Annotated in this window: 14 protein-coding genes and 1 pseudogene; 14 read left to right on the forward strand and 1 reads right to left on the reverse strand. The window is 61.7% G+C overall.

Features of this window, described 5'->3' with window-relative positions; translation table 11 throughout:
- Positions 1-122: 122 nt before the first annotated feature.
- Entirely contained in the window at positions 123-1,376 is a 1,254-nt protein-coding gene (gene dinB, locus DW180_RS06600) for a DNA polymerase IV (protein WP_199569921.1), read from the reverse strand.
- 201 nt (positions 1,377-1,577) lie between these two features.
- On the opposite strand from dinB, the gene rpsP reads away from it, so the two are divergent.
- The 14 genes and pseudogenes from rpsP (at position 1,578) to DW180_RS06670 (ending at position 15,743) form a co-directional block, all read left to right on the forward strand.
- Positions 1,578-1,919, forward strand: a complete 342-nt coding sequence (gene rpsP, locus DW180_RS06605) for a 30S ribosomal protein S16 (protein WP_022094749.1) — start codon at positions 1,578-1,580, stop codon at positions 1,917-1,919.
- 42 nt (positions 1,920-1,961) lie between these two features.
- Positions 1,962-2,207: a KH domain-containing protein gene (locus DW180_RS06610; protein ID WP_171021534.1), complete on the forward strand. Its 246-nt coding sequence runs from the start codon at positions 1,962-1,964 to the stop codon at positions 2,205-2,207.
- A gap of 34 nt (positions 2,208-2,241) precedes the next feature.
- Positions 2,242-2,733: a ribosome maturation factor RimM gene (rimM, locus tag DW180_RS06615; RefSeq protein WP_233545213.1), complete on the forward strand. Its 492-nt coding sequence runs from the start codon at positions 2,242-2,244 to the stop codon at positions 2,731-2,733.
- 10 nt (positions 2,734-2,743) lie between these two features.
- The gene (trmD, locus tag DW180_RS06620; RefSeq protein ID WP_118238090.1) at positions 2,744-3,490 is read left to right on the forward strand and encodes a tRNA (guanosine(37)-N1)-methyltransferase TrmD; all 747 of its coding nucleotides are present in this window, start codon (positions 2,744-2,746) and stop codon (positions 3,488-3,490) included.
- Position 3,491: 1 nt separating this feature from the next.
- Positions 3,492-4,100 carry a signal peptidase I gene (gene lepB / locus DW180_RS06625; protein WP_233545210.1) on the forward strand — a complete coding sequence of 203 codons (609 nt, stop codon included), beginning with the start codon at positions 3,492-3,494 and terminating at the stop codon, positions 4,098-4,100.
- A gap of 59 nt (positions 4,101-4,159) precedes the next feature.
- Positions 4,160-5,071: a glycine--tRNA ligase subunit alpha gene (locus tag DW180_RS06630; protein ID WP_006236091.1), complete on the forward strand. Its 912-nt coding sequence runs from the start codon at positions 4,160-4,162 to the stop codon at positions 5,069-5,071.
- 3 nt (positions 5,072-5,074) lie between these two features.
- Positions 5,075-7,171: a glycine--tRNA ligase subunit beta gene (glyS, locus tag DW180_RS06635; RefSeq protein WP_118238092.1), complete on the forward strand. Its 2,097-nt coding sequence runs from the start codon at positions 5,075-5,077 to the stop codon at positions 7,169-7,171.
- Between the two features lie 34 nt (positions 7,172-7,205).
- Positions 7,206-8,081 carry a pyruvate, water dikinase regulatory protein gene (locus DW180_RS06640; RefSeq protein ID WP_118238094.1) on the forward strand — a complete coding sequence of 292 codons (876 nt, stop codon included), beginning with the start codon at positions 7,206-7,208 and terminating at the stop codon, positions 8,079-8,081.
- 348 nt (positions 8,082-8,429) lie between these two features.
- Positions 8,430-11,180 (forward strand): pyruvate, phosphate dikinase, encoded by a 2,751-nt coding sequence (gene ppdK / locus DW180_RS06645; protein WP_118238096.1) that lies wholly within the window; start codon positions 8,430-8,432, stop codon positions 11,178-11,180.
- Positions 11,181-11,388: 208 nt separating this feature from the next.
- Positions 11,389-11,730 (forward strand): 50S ribosomal protein L19, encoded by a 342-nt coding sequence (gene rplS, locus DW180_RS06650; protein WP_006236098.1) that lies wholly within the window; start codon positions 11,389-11,391, stop codon positions 11,728-11,730.
- Positions 11,731-11,823: 93 nt separating this feature from the next.
- Complete coding sequence (locus DW180_RS06655; RefSeq protein ID WP_118238098.1) at positions 11,824-12,612, forward strand: ribonuclease HII; 789 nt, start codon at positions 11,824-11,826, stop codon at positions 12,610-12,612.
- A gap of 189 nt (positions 12,613-12,801) precedes the next feature.
- The gene (locus DW180_RS06660) at positions 12,802-13,287 is read left to right on the forward strand and encodes a YraN family protein (RefSeq protein ID WP_118238100.1); all 486 of its coding nucleotides are present in this window, start codon (positions 12,802-12,804) and stop codon (positions 13,285-13,287) included.
- A pseudogene (locus DW180_RS10585) lies at positions 13,287-14,811 on the forward strand (YifB family Mg chelatase-like AAA ATPase). The gene DW180_RS06660 and the pseudogene DW180_RS10585 overlap by 1 nt, the downstream one beginning before the upstream one ends.
- Complete coding sequence (locus tag DW180_RS06670) at positions 14,811-15,743, forward strand: DNA-processing protein DprA (protein WP_118238102.1); 933 nt, start codon at positions 14,811-14,813, stop codon at positions 15,741-15,743. The pseudogene DW180_RS10585 and the gene DW180_RS06670 overlap by 1 nt, the downstream one beginning before the upstream one ends.
- The last annotated feature ends 10 nt before the right edge of the window (positions 15,744-15,753 follow it).

Genomic DNA, 15,753 nt, shown 5'->3' on the forward strand with positions numbered 1-15,753 from the left:
ATGGAAACGGATGTTCTATCGGGACACACATTTTGTCCTATAAGCCTTAGTTAGCCTCGCGCATTTTGCCGGGCAGTTGCGGTTTTCCGTACCTGCCCGGCTTTCTTTTTGCTCAAAGGCGGTTAATCGCTGAAGCGGGATTGGCGGCCGAAGGATAGGGCGGTGTCGCCGAACTTGTCTCGGACGGCATCGATCGCGACGGAGAGGTCGCGACGGTCGCTCGATTGGGCTCCGCGGTCGTCGACTTCGCAGAACAGGTCGGTCTGGATGCCGCCTTGGTGGTCGAAGTCGCTCATACCGATGCCTGCTAAGCGAACATGCATGCCTTCCTGCCAGATGTTGTCGAGTAGCTCGAGCGCCACGGCCACGAAGATGTTCTCATCGTCGGTCGGATGAGGCAGCCGGCGCTGTGCCGTACGCCCGCTTCCATACGAATACTTGAGCTTGAGCGTTACCGTGCCGCCCGTCAGTCCCTGACGGCGCAGGCGGCGTCCAACCGACTCACCCAGCAGCGCAATCGCCGCTTCGATGTCCCCGCGCTCAGTCAAATCTTTCGCAAAGGTGCGTTCATTGCTGACCGACTTGACCTCGCGCCCTTCATCGAGACTCGTGACTTCGGAGATTTCGAGTCCCAGCGCACGCTGGCGCATGCGTTCGCCGTTGACGCCAAAAATAGAGGCCAAGGTGGATTCCGGTGCACGTGATAGCTCGCCGAGCGTGTAGATGCGCATGCGGCGCAGTCGCTCCTCGGCCGAGCGCCCGATGCCGCTCATGGCAGATACCGGCAGCGCGGCCAAAAAGCGCTGCTCGGTTCCGGGGCGCACGATGGTCAGCCCAAACGGCTTATCCCGCTCGCTTGCGATCTTTGCGACCGTCTTGTTGCAGCCTACGCCAATGGAGCACGTCACTCCCAGCGCTGCCACGCGGTCGCTTATACGCCGTGCAACCAGCAGCGGGTCCTCGGGCGCAAAGCGACCCGGTGTGATATCGATAAAGGCTTCGTCGATCGATACGCGCTCAACGCGCGGCGTCTCCTCGGCAAGAATCGCCATGACCTGCGCGCTCACCTCGCGATAGCGATCAAAGTGCCCGTGCGTCCAAATGGCTTGCGGGCACAAGCGCCGTGCCTCGGCTGAGGGCATGGCGGAGTGCACGCCAAAGCGACGTGCCTCGTAAGAACAGGTGGACACAACGCCGCGGGAATCGGCGTCTCCGCCCACGATGAGCGGCTTTCCGCGCCATTCGGGATGATCGAGCATCTCCACGCTCGCAAAAAACGCATCGAGGTCCATCAGGCCCACCGCCGGACCCGTCCAGGGAGGCGGCGTGACGCCCATGGCATCCTCATAACCGTATGTATGTTCGCGTCTTTCCATGTCATGAGTATACCGCGCAGCTCATGTGGGGTGCGTGTATGTGCTTGCAAATCCCGAATTCTTGTCTAAGATATGGATTTGCCCTCGACTACACCGAAGAAGTTGGTCTCACGGACTTCACCTGCCCGCGTCGATGGCGTATTATGTTCAACTGTTTGTTTGTAGTTGCAGCCTAAAGCTGCTTGGTTGGAGGAGTTTCCTTTGGCAGTCAAGATTCGCCTTGCTCGTCACGGCGCTAAGAAGCGTCCGTACTACCGTGTCGTCGTCGCCGATTCCCGCGCCCCGCGTGACGGTCGTATCATCGAGGAGGTTGGCCGCTACAACCCGATGACCGCCCCCAAGACCATCAACCTCGACCTCGAGAAGATCGCCGACTGGCAGTCCAAGGGCGCTCAGCTCACCGACGCCGTCGCCGCTCTGGTCAAGGCCGCCAACGAGGGCGAGAAGACCGAGACCGTCGTCAAGAAGTCCAAGAAGCAGCTCGCCAAAGAGGCCGAGGCCGCTAAGGCTGCCGCTGAGGCCGCTGAGGGCGCCGAGGAGTAAATCGTGCCTGAGGTTGACGCTGCACAGCTCGAGGGTGAGGCAATGCTCTCAGATCGCATCGCCGATCTCGTCGAATATCTCGTTGTTCAGATCGTCGACGACCCGGATTCCGTGAGCCTTGAGGTCATCGATGGTGACGACGCCTCCACGATTGAGGTTTCGGTCGCCGAGGATGACGTCGCTAAGGTCATCGGCCGTCGTGGCCGTACCATCAAGGCCATTCGCACGCTCGCCCGTGCACTGGCCGCTCGCCTCGACACTGCTGTCGAGGTAGAGGTTCTGGGCTAGGACCTTGAGGTCCCAGTACAAAAACATCGCCCGTGTGGTCAAGCCGCACGGAAGGAAGGGGGAGGTCCTCGCGCAGCCGCTGCGGGGGCTTCCTTCTGTATTAGAGCCGGGTATGCGCGTCGCCCTGACGCCGCCGGCGCTCAAGCGCGACCGCTTTTGCACGGTCGTGTCCGTCACCGATACGGGCGATGGCGATCTGGTCTCGTTTGAGGGCATTGACGACTTGACGGCCGCCGAGGGCATCACGGGATGCTATGTGTTGGCAAATCGTGACGATTTTGAGCTCGATTCACTCGACGCCGCCTATTCCGACTTGATGGGTCGCGAGGTGGTCGACGAGCGCTTCGGTTCACTCGGTACGATTGCCGAGATCATGTCGACGCCCGCTAACGATGTTTGGGATGTCGAGGGCGATCGGTACGGCGAGGTACTGATTCCCGTGATCGAGCAGGTTGTGCTCGATCTTCCCGACACAGGAACAATTTCCGTCCACGTTATGGACGGCCTGATCGATATCGACAAGTAGGGAGGACAACATGCTGATTGAGACCCTTTCGGTCTTTCCCGAGATGTTTGAGCCCGTCATGTCCACATCGATTTTGGGCCGCGCCCGCAAGGCCGGCCTTTTTGATTTTAAGGCGTATAACCTGCGCGACTGGACGCACGACCGCCATCGTACCGTCGATGACGAGCCGTACGGCGGCGGGCAGGGCATGCTCATGAAGGTCGAGCCTATCGCCGAGGCCATCGAGGCCATTAGCGCGGAGGGCCCCAAGCCGACGGTGGTGTTCTTCACCCCGTGCGGCGAGCCTTTTATGCAGCATGTGGCCGAGCGCCTGCTCAAAAGCGAGCGCCTGCTGTTTGTGTGCAGCCGTTACGAAGGTGTCGACGAGCGTGCCTATGCGTATGCCGACGAGCGCCTGTCGATCGGCGATTACGTGCTCACGGGCGGCGAGCTTCCCGCTATGGTCGTTGCCGATGCCGTCGTACGCCTGATCCCCGGCGCCCTTGGTGACGAGATGAGCAACGTGGACGAGTCGTTCTCGACCGCCGAGGACGGAGGCCTGCTCGAGTACGCGCAGTACACCCGCCCCGCCGAGTTCAACGGCGAGGGCGTGCCGCCGGTGCTCGTGAGCGGCGACCATGCCAAGGTTGACGCCTGGCGCCGTAAGAATGCCATCGAGCGCACCTGCCGCTGGCGTCCCGACCTGATCGAGACGGCGCGGCTTACGCCCCAGGAGCGCGCATACGCGCAAGATTTGCTTTCCGGAAGGGGTGAATAGAATGGTGGATGATAAAGGGCGTCAACGGGTTCACCTCGAACATGATTTTGGCGAAAGGTCCGTTTTCACTTTACGTGGTGCTCTGGAGTGGATTTTAGTCATTCTTATCGCGCTCGCCGCCACCTTCTTGATCCGCACCTTTGTGGTCGAGCCCTTTGTGGTACCCACCGGCTCCATGGAGGACACGATCGAGATTGGCGACCAGATCCTGGCACAAAAGGTGAGCCTCGAGCTCGGTCAGCCCGTCAAACAGGGTGATATCGTGGTGTTCCATAATCCCGATGCCACGTCCGAGCATGACGTGCTGGTAAAGCGCGTCATCGCCACGGCCGGCCAGACGCTCGACCTGCAGGACGGCAAGGTCGTCGTCGACGGCCAGGCGCTCGATGAGGACTATACGACCGGCATGAGTTGGCCGCTTTCGGTCCAAGCGCCTGGCGCCCAGGTGAGTTATCCCTACACCGTTCCCGACGGGTGCGTGTGGGTGATGGGCGACAACCGCGAAAACTCTGCCGACTCGCGCTACTTTGGTCCCGTCGATCGCTCTGATTTGATCGCTGTGGCGCTTGTGCGCTACTGGCCGCTCAACCGCATCGGCGCTATCGACTAAAAACCGCTATAGTACAGTACCTAACCGTGTAATCGTTTCGACGAGGGGATATTAGAGGCATGAACGCTTCATCGCTTTCCTTCCAAGACATCATCCTGCGCCTCCAGCAGTACTGGGGCGAGCAGGGCTGCGTCATTATGCAGCCCTATGACTCCGAGGTCGGTGCCGGTACCTTCCATACCGCGACTACGCTGCGCTCGCTCGGTCCCGCCGAATGGCGCACCTGCTATGCGCAGCCCTGCCGCCGTCCCGCCGACGGCCGCTACGGCGAGAACCCTAACCGCATGCAGCACTACTATCAGTTCCAGGTGCTCATTAAGCCCTCTCCGGTTAATGCTCAGGAGCTTTACCTGGGGTCTCTTGCTGCCATTGGCCTGGACCCCAACGACCATGACGTCCGTTTTGTCGAGGACGACTGGGAGAGCCCGACGCTGGGCGCCTGGGGCCTTGGCTGGGAGGTCTGGCTCAACGGCATGGAGGTCACGCAGTTTACGTACTTCCAGCAGGTGGGCGGTATCGAGGTCGACCCCGTGCCCGTCGAGATCACCTATGGCCTGGAGCGTATCGCCATGTACGCTCAGGGCGTCAACTCGGTCTACGATCTGGTGTGGAGCTATCTGCCCGACGGCACGCCCATGACCTACGGCGACGTGTTCCTCGAGAACGAGCGCGAGTTCAGTGCCTATAACTTTGAGGTCGCCAACGTCGAGATGATGCGTCAGAAGTTTGACGACTACGAGGCCGAGTGCCATTCCTGCCTGGAGCGCAAGCTGCCGTTGCCGGCGTACGACTGTGTCATGAAGTGCAGCCACGCCTTCAACCTGCTCGATGCCCGCGGCGCCCTGTCCGCGGTCGAGCGTGCCAACTACATCCTGCGCGTCCGCGCCGTCGCCAAGGCGTGCTGCGAGGCCTACATGGCCGAGGTCGCCGGAGTGAACGAGAATGCCGACCAGGAAGGCGAGGTGGCGTAAGCCATGGCAGACGCTAAGGATTTCCTGTTTGAGATCGGTACGGAGGAAATGCCCTCTGCACCGCTGAACAATGCCGTCAAGCAGCTTGGTACCATGATCGCCAAGGGTCTCGACGAGGCCGGTCTGGCCCACGGCGAGGTCCGCGTGATCTCGAGCCCGCGTCGCCTGGCTGCGCTCGTTGCCGACGTTGCCACCGCGACCGATGAGGTTCACGAGGTCAAGCGTGGCCCCGCGGCAAACATCGCCTTCGACGCTGACGGTAACGCCACCAAGGCCGCCCAGGGCTTCGCCCGCAAGTGCGGTGTGGCTGCCGAGGACCTGGTCCGTCGTGAGGATACCGACGGTCGCGAGTATGTCTTTGCCGAGAAGAACATTCCCTCCGCACCGGCAACCCCGATCCTGACGGCCCTGTGCGAGAAGACCATTGCCGGCCTGCAGTGGCCCAACTACCGCTCCCAGCGCTGGGGCCACGAGCACGCGACGTTCGTGCGTCCGGTCCGCTGGATTTGCTGCCTTCTGGGCGAGGATGTTGTGCCTGTGTCATTTGCCGACGTGACGAGCGGCAACACCACGCGCGGCCATCGCGTGCTCGGCCCCGGTGACCACGTTGTCGCCAGCCCCGCCGCCTACGAGCAGGTACTCGAGGACGCCGGCGTGCTTTCTGCCGAGCGCCGTCGCGAGGCCATCCTTGCCGGTATCTCCGAGGTCGAGGCCGCTCGCCCCGGCTGCCATGTCGATACGCCCAAGAAGGTCTTTGAGGAGGTCATTAACCTCTGCGAGTGGCCGACGGTGCTCGTCGGTACTTTCGACGAGGAGTTCCTCAAGGTCCCGCACGAGATTATCTGCGAGTCCATGCTCACCAACCAGCGCTACTTCCCGATCTATGACGGCGAGGGCAAGCTGACGCGTGAGTTCGTGGTCGTCTCCAACAGCAAGCCCGAGAACGCCGAGCGAGTGATCGACGGTAACGAGCGCGTCGTGCGCGCCCGTCTGGACGACGCTAAGTTCTTCTACGAGGAGGACCTGAAGATCTCCCTCGACGAGTTCCGTGAGCGTCTGTCCAAGGTTGCCTTCCAGGAGAAGCTCGGTAGCGTGCTCGCCAAGTCCGAGCGCATCGAGCAGCTCGCGCTCGCTATCGCCCGTGAGGCGCACCTGGGTGCTCACCTGGCAGCCGACGCCGGCCGTGCCGCGCACCTGTGCAAGGCCGACCTGGTGTCCAACGCCGTCGTCGAGTTCACGAGCCAGCAGGGCGTGATGGGCGGTTACTACGCGACCGCGATGGGGGAGAACGACGAGGTCGCCCACGCCATTCGCGATCATTATCGTCCCCGCTTTGCCGGCGACGAGCTGCCCGAGGGCACCGCTGGCTGCATCGTGGCCTGCGCCGACAAGCTCGATACCATCGCCGGTATCTTTGCCATCGGCGAGCCTCCGACCGGCTCCTCCGACCCCTACGCGCTGCGTCGTGCCGCTATCGGCATCATCAACATCCTGCGCGACCGTCTGCCGATCGACCCCACGTCGCTGATTGACTTTGCTCTGCAGCTTTACAGCGAGCAGGGCATTGAGTTCGACGCCGCCGAGGTCGCCCAGCAGGTTCGTGACTTCTTCCATGGCCGCCTGGTGAGCATGGCCCGCGACGAAAAGATTCCGGCCGATACCGTTGCCGCCGTCTCCGCGGTGCACATCATCGCCCCGTCCGTCTTCTTCGCCCGCTGCGCCGCCCTCGACGAGGCCCGCAAGAATGATGCCGAGACCTTTGACAACCTGGCTACCGCCTATGCCCGTGCCGCGCACATCTCCAAGCCCGAGCTGGGTGCGGAGTATGACCGCAGCCTGATGGGCGAGGTCGAGCTCGCGCTCGCCGACGCCTCCGAGGCTGCTCAGACCGCTGTCGATGCCGCCCTTGCTGCCGAGGACTACCCGGCCGCATTTGCTGCCCTCGCCGCCCTGCGTGCCCCCATCGACCGCTTCTTCGACGAGGTCATGGTCATGGACAAGGACGAGCAGCTTCGCGATAATCGCCTTAAGCTGCTCAACCGCTTCGAGGCCGTTTTCTCCGGCATCGCCAACATCGGTGAGCTTGCCCGCAAAAAGTAAGCCAGCCTGCGCATAAGCGCAAAAGGAGCCCCGCATGGATTGCCCGGTCACCGCTCGTCCCACCGTTATCGTTATCTCCGACTCGCTCGGTGATACCGCTTGTGAGGTGGTGCTTGCGGCGTCCGGGCAATTTGATGAAGGGGCTTTTCGTGTTTTGCGTCTGCCTAAGGTGACCTCTGTGGAGCAGGTCAAGTCATTTGTGGGGCCGCGCGTCGATGCGGACCATCGCGATATTGCCGTGTTCCACACCATTGTCGATCCGGCGCTTCGCGCCCGCGTGCTCGATTACCTGGGTATGCTGCATATCCGTTCGGTCGACCTGATCGGCCCGACGCTTGCCGTGCTGTCGTCGCTCATCGGTGTGCCGCCCAAGGGCGTTGCGGGCGTGATTCACAAGACCGATGACCGCTATTTCCATCGTATCGAGGCCATGGAGTATTTCGTTGAGCACGATGACGGTCGTGGTTGCGACGATCTGTCGGGTGCCGATATCGTGCTGCTGGGTGTGTCGCGTACATCCAAGACGCCGCTGTCGATGTATTTAGCCTATCAGGGCTACAAGGTCGCCAATGTCCCACTGGCGCATGGCATGGAGCCGCCCAAGTCGATTTATGAGGTCGACCCGATGCGCCTGTTCGGCCTGATTTCGACCGTCGATGTGATTTCCGAAATTCGCGATAGCCGCTTGAGCGATGACTACGCCCGTGCCGTTGCCGGCTCCTATGCGGAGCCCGAGAGCGTGCGTAGTGAGCTTGCGGAAGCCCGCGCGCTCATGAAACGCCTGGGCTGCTTTGTAGTGCGTACCGACGGCAAAGCCATCGAGGAAAGCGCTGCCGAGATCATTGCTCACCTCGAAGAGATTCAAGAGGCAAGAGCACGCCGTGCCGCCCGCCGCGCTCAACAGCAGTAGTCCTTTCTGTGATGATTTTTCTGGGACGGGGATTAAAAAAATCATTAGGTACTCAATGATTTTTTTAATCCCCGTCCCAGAAAAATCATCGGAGTGGCTAAATAGCCTGAATTGATAAAGCGATTTAGCAAATACATCGCATCTGACCTGCATTCTTCTTGTAGTGGTATCTTCATAAGGTAACCAACTTTACCTACCGTTTACCGCCTGTTTTAGCACGTTTACCAAACCGCGCACCCTCTGCTCAAGCCTGCCCAAAACCCGCCGTATAGTTCCCTCACGGCCTGCATCCGGCGGGTCGATTCGTTACCACGGTCGTGCGCGTAAGCGCATGGAAGGGGAAGTATCGTGAGCGATTGCAAGAGGGTTTACCGTTTTGGAACCGACGCCCAGGGCACCTGTGTCACCGAGGGCGACAAGTCCATGAACTTCGTGCTTGGTGGCAAGGGCGCTAACCTTGCCGAGATGAGCCGTATCGGCCTGCCGGTTCCCGGTGGCTTTACCATTACCTGCCAGACTTGCGTTGAGTACTCCGGCGCCGGCAACGTGTGGCCGGAGGGCGCGCTCGACGAGATCGTTGCCGCCGAGGTCGACCTCGAGGCCCGCTGCGGCAAGAAGCTCGGCGATGCCTCTGATCCGCTGCTCGTGTCGGTCCGCTCGGGCGCTCCGTTCTCCATGCCCGGCATGATGGACACGGTTCTCAACCTGGGCCTCAACGACGATTCCGTCCAGGGCCTTATCGCCCAGACGCAAAACCCGCGCTTTGCCTGGGATAGCTACCGCCGCTTTATCCAGATGTTCTCCAACGTCGTCATGGGTGTCGATGCCGACTTGTTCGAGAATGCCCTGACCCAGGCCCGCCTGGTCGCCGGCGTTCGCGTCGATTCCGAGCTTTCGGCCGAGGACCTGCAGGAACTCGTCGAGACCTTCAAGGGCATCTTCTCCGAGAACGTCGAGGCTGCCCTGTATCCCGAGCTCGAGGTCGCTGACGGCAAGCCCGTCTTCCCGCACGACCCGGAGCTTCAGCTGCGCCTTGCCATCCAGGCCGTCTTTGGCAGCTGGATGAACGAGCGCGCCTGCATCTACCGCAAGCAGCATGGCATTTCCGATGAGCTCGGCACCGCCGTCAACGTCCAGGCTATGGCCTTTGGCAATAAGGGCGAGACCTCGGCGACCGGCGTCGCCTTTACGCGCAACCCGGCCGACGGAACCAAGGAGTTCTACGGTGACTTTCTGGTCAACGCCCAGGGCGAGGACGTCGTCGCCGGCATCCGCAACACCGAGCCCATCGCCGACCTCAAGACCACCCCAGGCCTCGAGTCCGCAGGTGAGGAGCTTGAGCGTGTCTTCCTGACGCTTGAGGACCACTATCGCGATATGTGCGATATCGAGTTCACCATCGAGCAGGGTAAGCTCTGGATGCTCCAGACCCGCGTGGGCAAGCGCACCGCCACCGCCGCCCTGCGCATCGCCATCGAGATGGTCGAGGAGGGCCTCATCACCCGCGAGGAGGCCGTGAGCCGCATCGACCCTGCACAGCTCGACCAGCTCCTGCACCCGCAGTTCGACGCCTCCAAGAAGTACGAGGCGCTCGCTACCGGTCTTAACGCCAGCCCCGGTGCCGCCGTGGGCGAGGTCGTGTTCTCGAGTGATGACGCCGTCGCGCGCGCCAACGAGGGCCACAAGGTCATTCTGGTTCGCTGGGAGACCAACCCCGACGACCTGAAGGGCATGGTCGCTGCCGAGGGTATCTTGACGAGCCATGGTGGCAAGACGAGCCACGCCGCCGTTATCGCCCGCGGCATGGGTACGCCCTGCGTCTGCGGTGTCGAAAGCTTCCATATCGACGCCGCCGAGAAGGTCGTGCACATCGAGGGCAGTGACCGCCTGCTGCATGAGGGCGACATCATCTCCATCGACGGCACCCAGGGCATCGTCGTCGACGGCGCGGTCGACTTGGTCTCTGCAGAGCTCACCGGCGACTTGGACACCATCCTGTCCTGGGCCGACGAGATCCGTCTGGACGAGACCAGCGGCCACGCCAACCACGTGCGCGTCAACGCCGACAACCCCGAGGATGCTGCACTCGCGCTCGAGTTTGGCGCCGAAGCCATCGGCCTGTGCCGCACCGAGCATATGTTCCTGGGCGACCGCAAGAACATCATCCAGAGCTTTATCCTGTCCGATGACGAGGCCGTAAAGCAGCAGGCCCTGGCCGACCTGCTCAAGGTCCAGACCGAGGACTTCCTGGCGATGTTCAAGACCATGTCCGGTCGCGATGTGGTCGTTCGCCTGCTCGATCCGCCACTTCATGAGTTCCTGGATGATCCTCGCGAGCTCGAGGTCGCCATCACCAAGAAGGAAGCCGCTGGCGCCAGCGAGGAAGAGCTTGCCGCCCTGCGCACCCGCCTGCGTCGCATTGACAGCATGGTCGAGTCCAACCCCATGCTGGGCCTGCGTGGTGTGCGCCTGTCCGTCGTCTTTAGCGATCTGCCGCTCATGCAGGTTCGCGCCGTCGCCACGGCTGCTGCCCGCCTTATCAAGGAGGGTGTCGACCCGCGCCCCGAGATCATGGTTCCGCTCGTTTCCATCACGGCCGAGCATGTCCAGACCCGCGAGGTTATCGAGCGCGTGATCGCCGAGGTTTCCGCCGAGGAAGGCGTCGAGCTCAATATTCCCGTGGGCACGATGCTCGAGCTGCCGCGTGCCTGCATGGTCGCTGACGAGATCGCCCATCATGCCGACTTCTTCTGCTTTGGCACCAACGACCTCACCCAGACGACCTTTGGCTTCTCGCGCGATGACGCCGAGGCCAAGTTCATCCCGCTGTACCTGCACAAGAAGATCCTGAAGGACAACCCCTTCGAGACCATCGACACGGCGGTGCTGGAGCTCGTGCGCTTGGCCGTCGAGAAGGGCCGCGCCACCAATCCCGATATGCACTTTGGCGTGTGCGGCGAGCACGGCGGCGACCCCAAGTCCATCAAGGGCCTGTTTAACGTGGCCGACGTGGACTACGTGTCCTGCTCGCCCTATCGCGTACCCCTCGCGCGCCTGGCTGCCGCCCAGGCCAAGCTCGAGGCCAAGCGTTCCGCCTAACGTTTTGGGTTTAGACGCCTAGCGTAGCCCCCTTCATGCCGCCCGTCTCATAGTGAGACGGGCGGTTATCATGTGCGGGTTTTGTCTTTTTGTCTGCGTAAAAAAATGTTCTTGCAGCAGAAACCCGCGCGTGTATACTCGAATACGTTTGTTCAACTACGTGCCGGCCAAGGTGGTACGGCACCTCTAGAAGAGTAAGGAATTGCACATGGATTACATCCGCGCAATCGAGCGTCAGCAGATCCGCGAGGACATTCCTCAGGTTCGCGTCGCCGACAACGTCAAGGTTCACTACCGCATTAAGGAAGGCGACCGCGAGCGCATCCAGGTCTTCCAGGGCGACGTCATCCGCATGGCCGGCGCCGGTGCCCGCGAGACCTTCACCGTCCGCAAGATGTCCTTCGGTGTCGGTGTTGAGCGTACCTTCCCGCTTCACAGCCCCAAGATCGCCAAGCTCGAGGTCGTTCGTCATGGTCGCGTCCGTCGCGCCAAGCTGTACTACCTCCGCGACAAGGTGGGCAAGGCTGCTCGCATCCCCGAGAAGCGCTAAGAAGATCGCAGCGTCTGTCCACTCGTTTGGACACAAGGGTCACCTTCGGGTGGCCCTTCTTTTTATCTGATTTGCATGCAAGGAGGGCCTGGTATGGCCAACATGACGAGCTCGGTTTCGGCATCGCAGGTTGCCGGTGAGTTGGCGAGCGCTACGTTTGAGGAGATTCCTGCCCTCGTGGAGCATTATCGCGAGGATCCGCGCCAGCAGGTGATCAAGGCTTGCGAGCGTGCCCTCAAACGCCATGCCAAAGAGCTTGCCGAGCGCGAGCGCGTCAACGGCATGTATCAGCTTATGCATGAGCTCGGCGGTGATGGTGTGGTCGTGGGCGTCGACGAGGTGGGCCGTGGCTCGGTAGCGGGTCCCTTGACCGTGTGTGCCGTGTGTCTTCCGATGGAGCCGCGCATCTGGGGCATCAACGATTCCAAAAAGCTCACGCCCGCGCGCCGCGAGCTGCTCTCGGTGAAGATAGCCGAGGTGGCGACTGCCATCGGCTTTTGCCATATCGCTCCTGCGGATATCGATGAGATGGGCATGGCCCGTGCTATCCGTACTGCCGTTGCGGGCGCCGTGGCCGATACGGGACTTGAACCCGACTGCGTCCTCATGGATGGCAACCCCTTGGGCGCCGTTCCTAACGAGCGCGATGTGGTGAAGGGTGATGCCAAAATCGCCTGCATCGCCGCGGCGTCCATCATGGCCAAGGTCACGCGTGACGAGATGATGGTCGAGTACGACGCCGAGTATCCCGAGTACCATCTGGCCGAGTCGAAGGGCTATGCAAGCCCCGAGCATATCGAGGCCATTCGCAAACATGGACTTTGTCCACTGCACCGCGTGAGCTTTTGCGGAAACTTTCTGCAGACTGAGCGCCTTTTCTAGGTCAATTGTGGAGACAGGGACCTCAGGGGTTTTATAAACCTGCTGGTAGCGGGCCGTATGCAACACCATTGCTGCGTACGGCCCGTTTTTTGACGGCATTTGGTCAGCTTTTGGTTTGCTTCCGGTACTTACCCGCATGAAAGGTGCCCTCATCATCGGGGCAATGCAGCGTGCGGGAAAGGAGACCCCATGAGTGCCGCAAGCAAAAAGAGCAAGACGCAGCAGCTCAAGGAGCGTTGGGAAAACGGCGAGCTCGACTGCGGGGCGATGACGCCCGAGTTTATCAAGGGGCTCAGTCCCCGCGAGCTGGGCATGCTGGGCGAGCTGATCACCATCGACTACTTTAACGAGCGCGGTTACACCTTGCTGGAGCAGGGTTATCGTTGCACCGAGGGCGAGGCCGATCTGGTGCTGCTCGATGAGCTCGACGATGTCGTGGTGATGGCCGAGGTCAAGACCAGACGCGTCGCACTGGATTGCAGCACGCGGGTCTTTCCCGAGGAGGCCGTGGACGCCCAAAAGCAACGCCGCTACCGCCGCATCGCAAGTTGCTATCTCATGGATCATTATCCGCTCAAGGCGATTCGCTTCGATGCCGTGGGTGTCACCATTCGCGGCGGGCATATCGCTGAGATCGAGCATCAGTACAACGCGTTCGATTGGCAGGTGTCGTGATGGCGTTCGAGACGTTTGCCGTTCACGCGGCCTGCATCCGTGGCGTCGAGGCGATTCACGTCACGGTCGAGGTCTCGCTTGCCGGCGGCGTTCCGGGCATTCAGATGCTCGGCATTCCGAGTATGGAGGTGATGGAGTCACGCGGTCGTATTCGCTGCGCGATGCGCTCCGCCGGGTTCGAAATCCCGCGCTCGGGCATTACGGTCAATCTGGCGCCTGGCGATATTCGCAAGACCGGTAGCGGCTTTGATCTGCCCATCGCCATCGCGGTTCTGGCGGCCGATGGGCAGATTCCCCGTGACAACCTCGATCGCTGCCTTATCGCCGGCGAGCTCGGCTTGGACGGTACGGTGCTTCCCGTCAAGGGCGAGGTGGCGTTTCAGCTATTGGCGCGTGATATGGGGCTGTCCTTTATCGCCGGCAGGTCCGATCAGCATGTGCCGCTTGCGGGCGTGGATTGCGGATTTATCGATCATTTGTCTCAGCTTGCCCATGGCATGGGCGAGGCGGCTCGGCACTATCTGGATTCCGAGGTCGTCGAGGCGACCTTTGAGCCTGAGCTCGACTATGCCGACGTGCTGGGGCAGGAGGTTGCCAAACGCGGCATGGCGCTTGCGGCGGCAGGAGAACTCGGCTTGCTCATGATTGGGTCCCCGGGATCGGGCAAGACGATGCTTGCGCGCCGTATGACCGGCATCCTGCCCGAGCTTTCCGTTGAGGATCAGCAGGAGGCGCTGTGCATCCATTCGGTCTTGGGCGAGAACATCGATGGCTTATTGGCAGGTCATCGGCCGTTTCGAAGCCCCCCATCACAGTATTTCAACGGCGGGCCTCATTGGCGGAGGACGCCCGGTGCATCCGGGTGAGATCAGCCTGGCTCATGGCGGCGTGCTCTTTTTGGACGAGCTTGCCGAGTTTCCCACGGGTGTGCTGCAGACGCTGCGTCAGCCCATCGAACGCGGCTATGTGAGGATCGTACGCGTCGACGGGGCTTTTACCTTCCCGTCGCGCTTTCAGCTGCTGGCTGCGAGCAATCCCTGCCCCTGCGGCTTTTTGGGCGATCGCGAGGTGCCGTGTCGCTGCTCGGCGGCGATGGTTGAGCGCTATCGGTCTAAACTGCGCGGTCCTTTGGCCGACCGTATCGACATGATGATCGATGTGACCCGTCCCGACCCCCAAGTGATTATCGAGGGTGCGGAGGGTATGTCGTCGGCCGAGTTGCGTGACTACGTTGTGCGCGGTCGCGCTTTTCGCGTCTGGCGCGAATCCCGTATGGACGATGCGGATGCCGAGGCCGAGGATGACGAGACGCGGTCCATTGACGGCGTCGTTTCGACCTTTGAGCTCGATGATGCGGCGGAGAAGTGTGTGCTCGGCCTGTCGAAGCGCACGCATCTCACGGGCCGCGGCATCGTACGCTTGGTGCGTATCGCGCGTACCATCGCCGACGTCGCCGAGAGCGAGCAGGTGACGCAGGACCACGTGCTCGAGGCGGCGATGTACCAGGGAAGGAGGGACCAGTGATGGCCGAGGGGACCTTCGAGCTGCATCCAGGTGACGCGTTGTATCCCGAGACTGTTTTGGAGCTTTCTGATGTTCCCCAGACGCTCTATGTGCGCGGCAACCCCGAGATGCTTTCGACGCCTGCGCTCTCCATCATCGGCGCGCGCAAGGCCTCGCCGTATGGTCTTGCCGTGGCAGAGCTTGCGGCAAAGGTGGCGGTCGAGGCGGGCGTGACGGTTGTTTCGGGCGGCGCGGTCGGTTGTGACCAGGCCTCGGGTTGGGCTGCGGTCAACGCCGGCGGCAAACACGTCGTGGTGCTGGGGACGGGTGCCGACGTGGTCTACCCGCGTTCGAGCGCGGGGCTTATTACGCGCACGCTCGATACGGGTGGCGCGGTCGTGTCGATCTCTCCGTGGGGCATGGGTCCGCGCAAGTTTGCCTTTCCGCGCCGCAATCGCGTAATCGCGGCCCTGTCGCAAGCCCTCTTTGTATCCGAGGCGGGTATGCCTTCCGGGACGTTTTCTACAGCCGAGGCTGCTATGGATTTGGGGCGAGAACTTCTTGCCGTGCCAGGGTCGATCCTATCGCCCGAGTCGCGTGGCACGAATTACCTCATTGCGAACGGTGCCTGCTGCATCATCGACGAGGAATCTATCGAGATGGCTATTTCACGCATCTACGGCACCCTGCGCTACTCGCGCCCCGATGCTCCCGGCATTGCCGACCTGGATCAAACACAGCAGACCGTGATGCATGCGCTCATCGCCTCTCCGCTCAAGGTCGACGACATCGCGGCGCTCGTCTCGCTCGATGTCGTCGGCGTACTCAAACTCCTGGGTTCGCTTGAGCTCGAGGGTCTTATCGAGCGCATGATGGATGGAAGGTATGCGCCCTCCAAGTTTGCCCTTCACGCTCAGACACCCTTCGGTCACAATGGAAAACATGTCAATTAGAAAGGTGTTT

Source organism: Collinsella sp. AM16-21 (assembly GCF_003471905.1).
In the GTDB taxonomy this organism is placed as follows: Bacteria; Actinomycetota; Coriobacteriia; order Coriobacteriales; family Coriobacteriaceae; genus Collinsella.

Excerpts from the sequence above, each read along its gene's own strand:
- dinB (WP_199569921.1), bottom strand. The coding sequence starts at position 1,376 with ATGGAAAGACGCGAACATACATACGGTTATGAGGATGCCATGGGCGTC.
- DW180_RS06610 (WP_171021534.1), top strand. The coding sequence starts at position 1,962 with ATGCTCTCAGATCGCATCGCCGATCTCGTCGAATATCTCGTTGTTCAG.
- trmD (WP_118238090.1), top strand. The coding sequence starts at position 2,744 with ATGCTGATTGAGACCCTTTCGGTCTTTCCCGAGATGTTTGAGCCCGTC.
- lepB (WP_233545210.1), top strand. The coding sequence starts at position 3,492 with ATGGTGGATGATAAAGGGCGTCAACGGGTTCACCTCGAACATGATTTT.
- DW180_RS06630 (WP_006236091.1), top strand. The coding sequence starts at position 4,160 with ATGAACGCTTCATCGCTTTCCTTCCAAGACATCATCCTGCGCCTCCAG.
- glyS (WP_118238092.1), top strand. The coding sequence starts at position 5,075 with ATGGCAGACGCTAAGGATTTCCTGTTTGAGATCGGTACGGAGGAAATG.
- DW180_RS06640 (WP_118238094.1), top strand. The coding sequence starts at position 7,206 with ATGGATTGCCCGGTCACCGCTCGTCCCACCGTTATCGTTATCTCCGAC.
- rplS (WP_006236098.1), top strand. The coding sequence starts at position 11,389 with ATGGATTACATCCGCGCAATCGAGCGTCAGCAGATCCGCGAGGACATT.
- DW180_RS06655 (WP_118238098.1), top strand. The coding sequence starts at position 11,824 with ATGGCCAACATGACGAGCTCGGTTTCGGCATCGCAGGTTGCCGGTGAG.
- DW180_RS06660 (WP_118238100.1), top strand. The coding sequence starts at position 12,802 with ATGAGTGCCGCAAGCAAAAAGAGCAAGACGCAGCAGCTCAAGGAGCGT.
- DW180_RS06670 (WP_118238102.1), top strand. The coding sequence starts at position 14,811 with ATGGCCGAGGGGACCTTCGAGCTGCATCCAGGTGACGCGTTGTATCCC.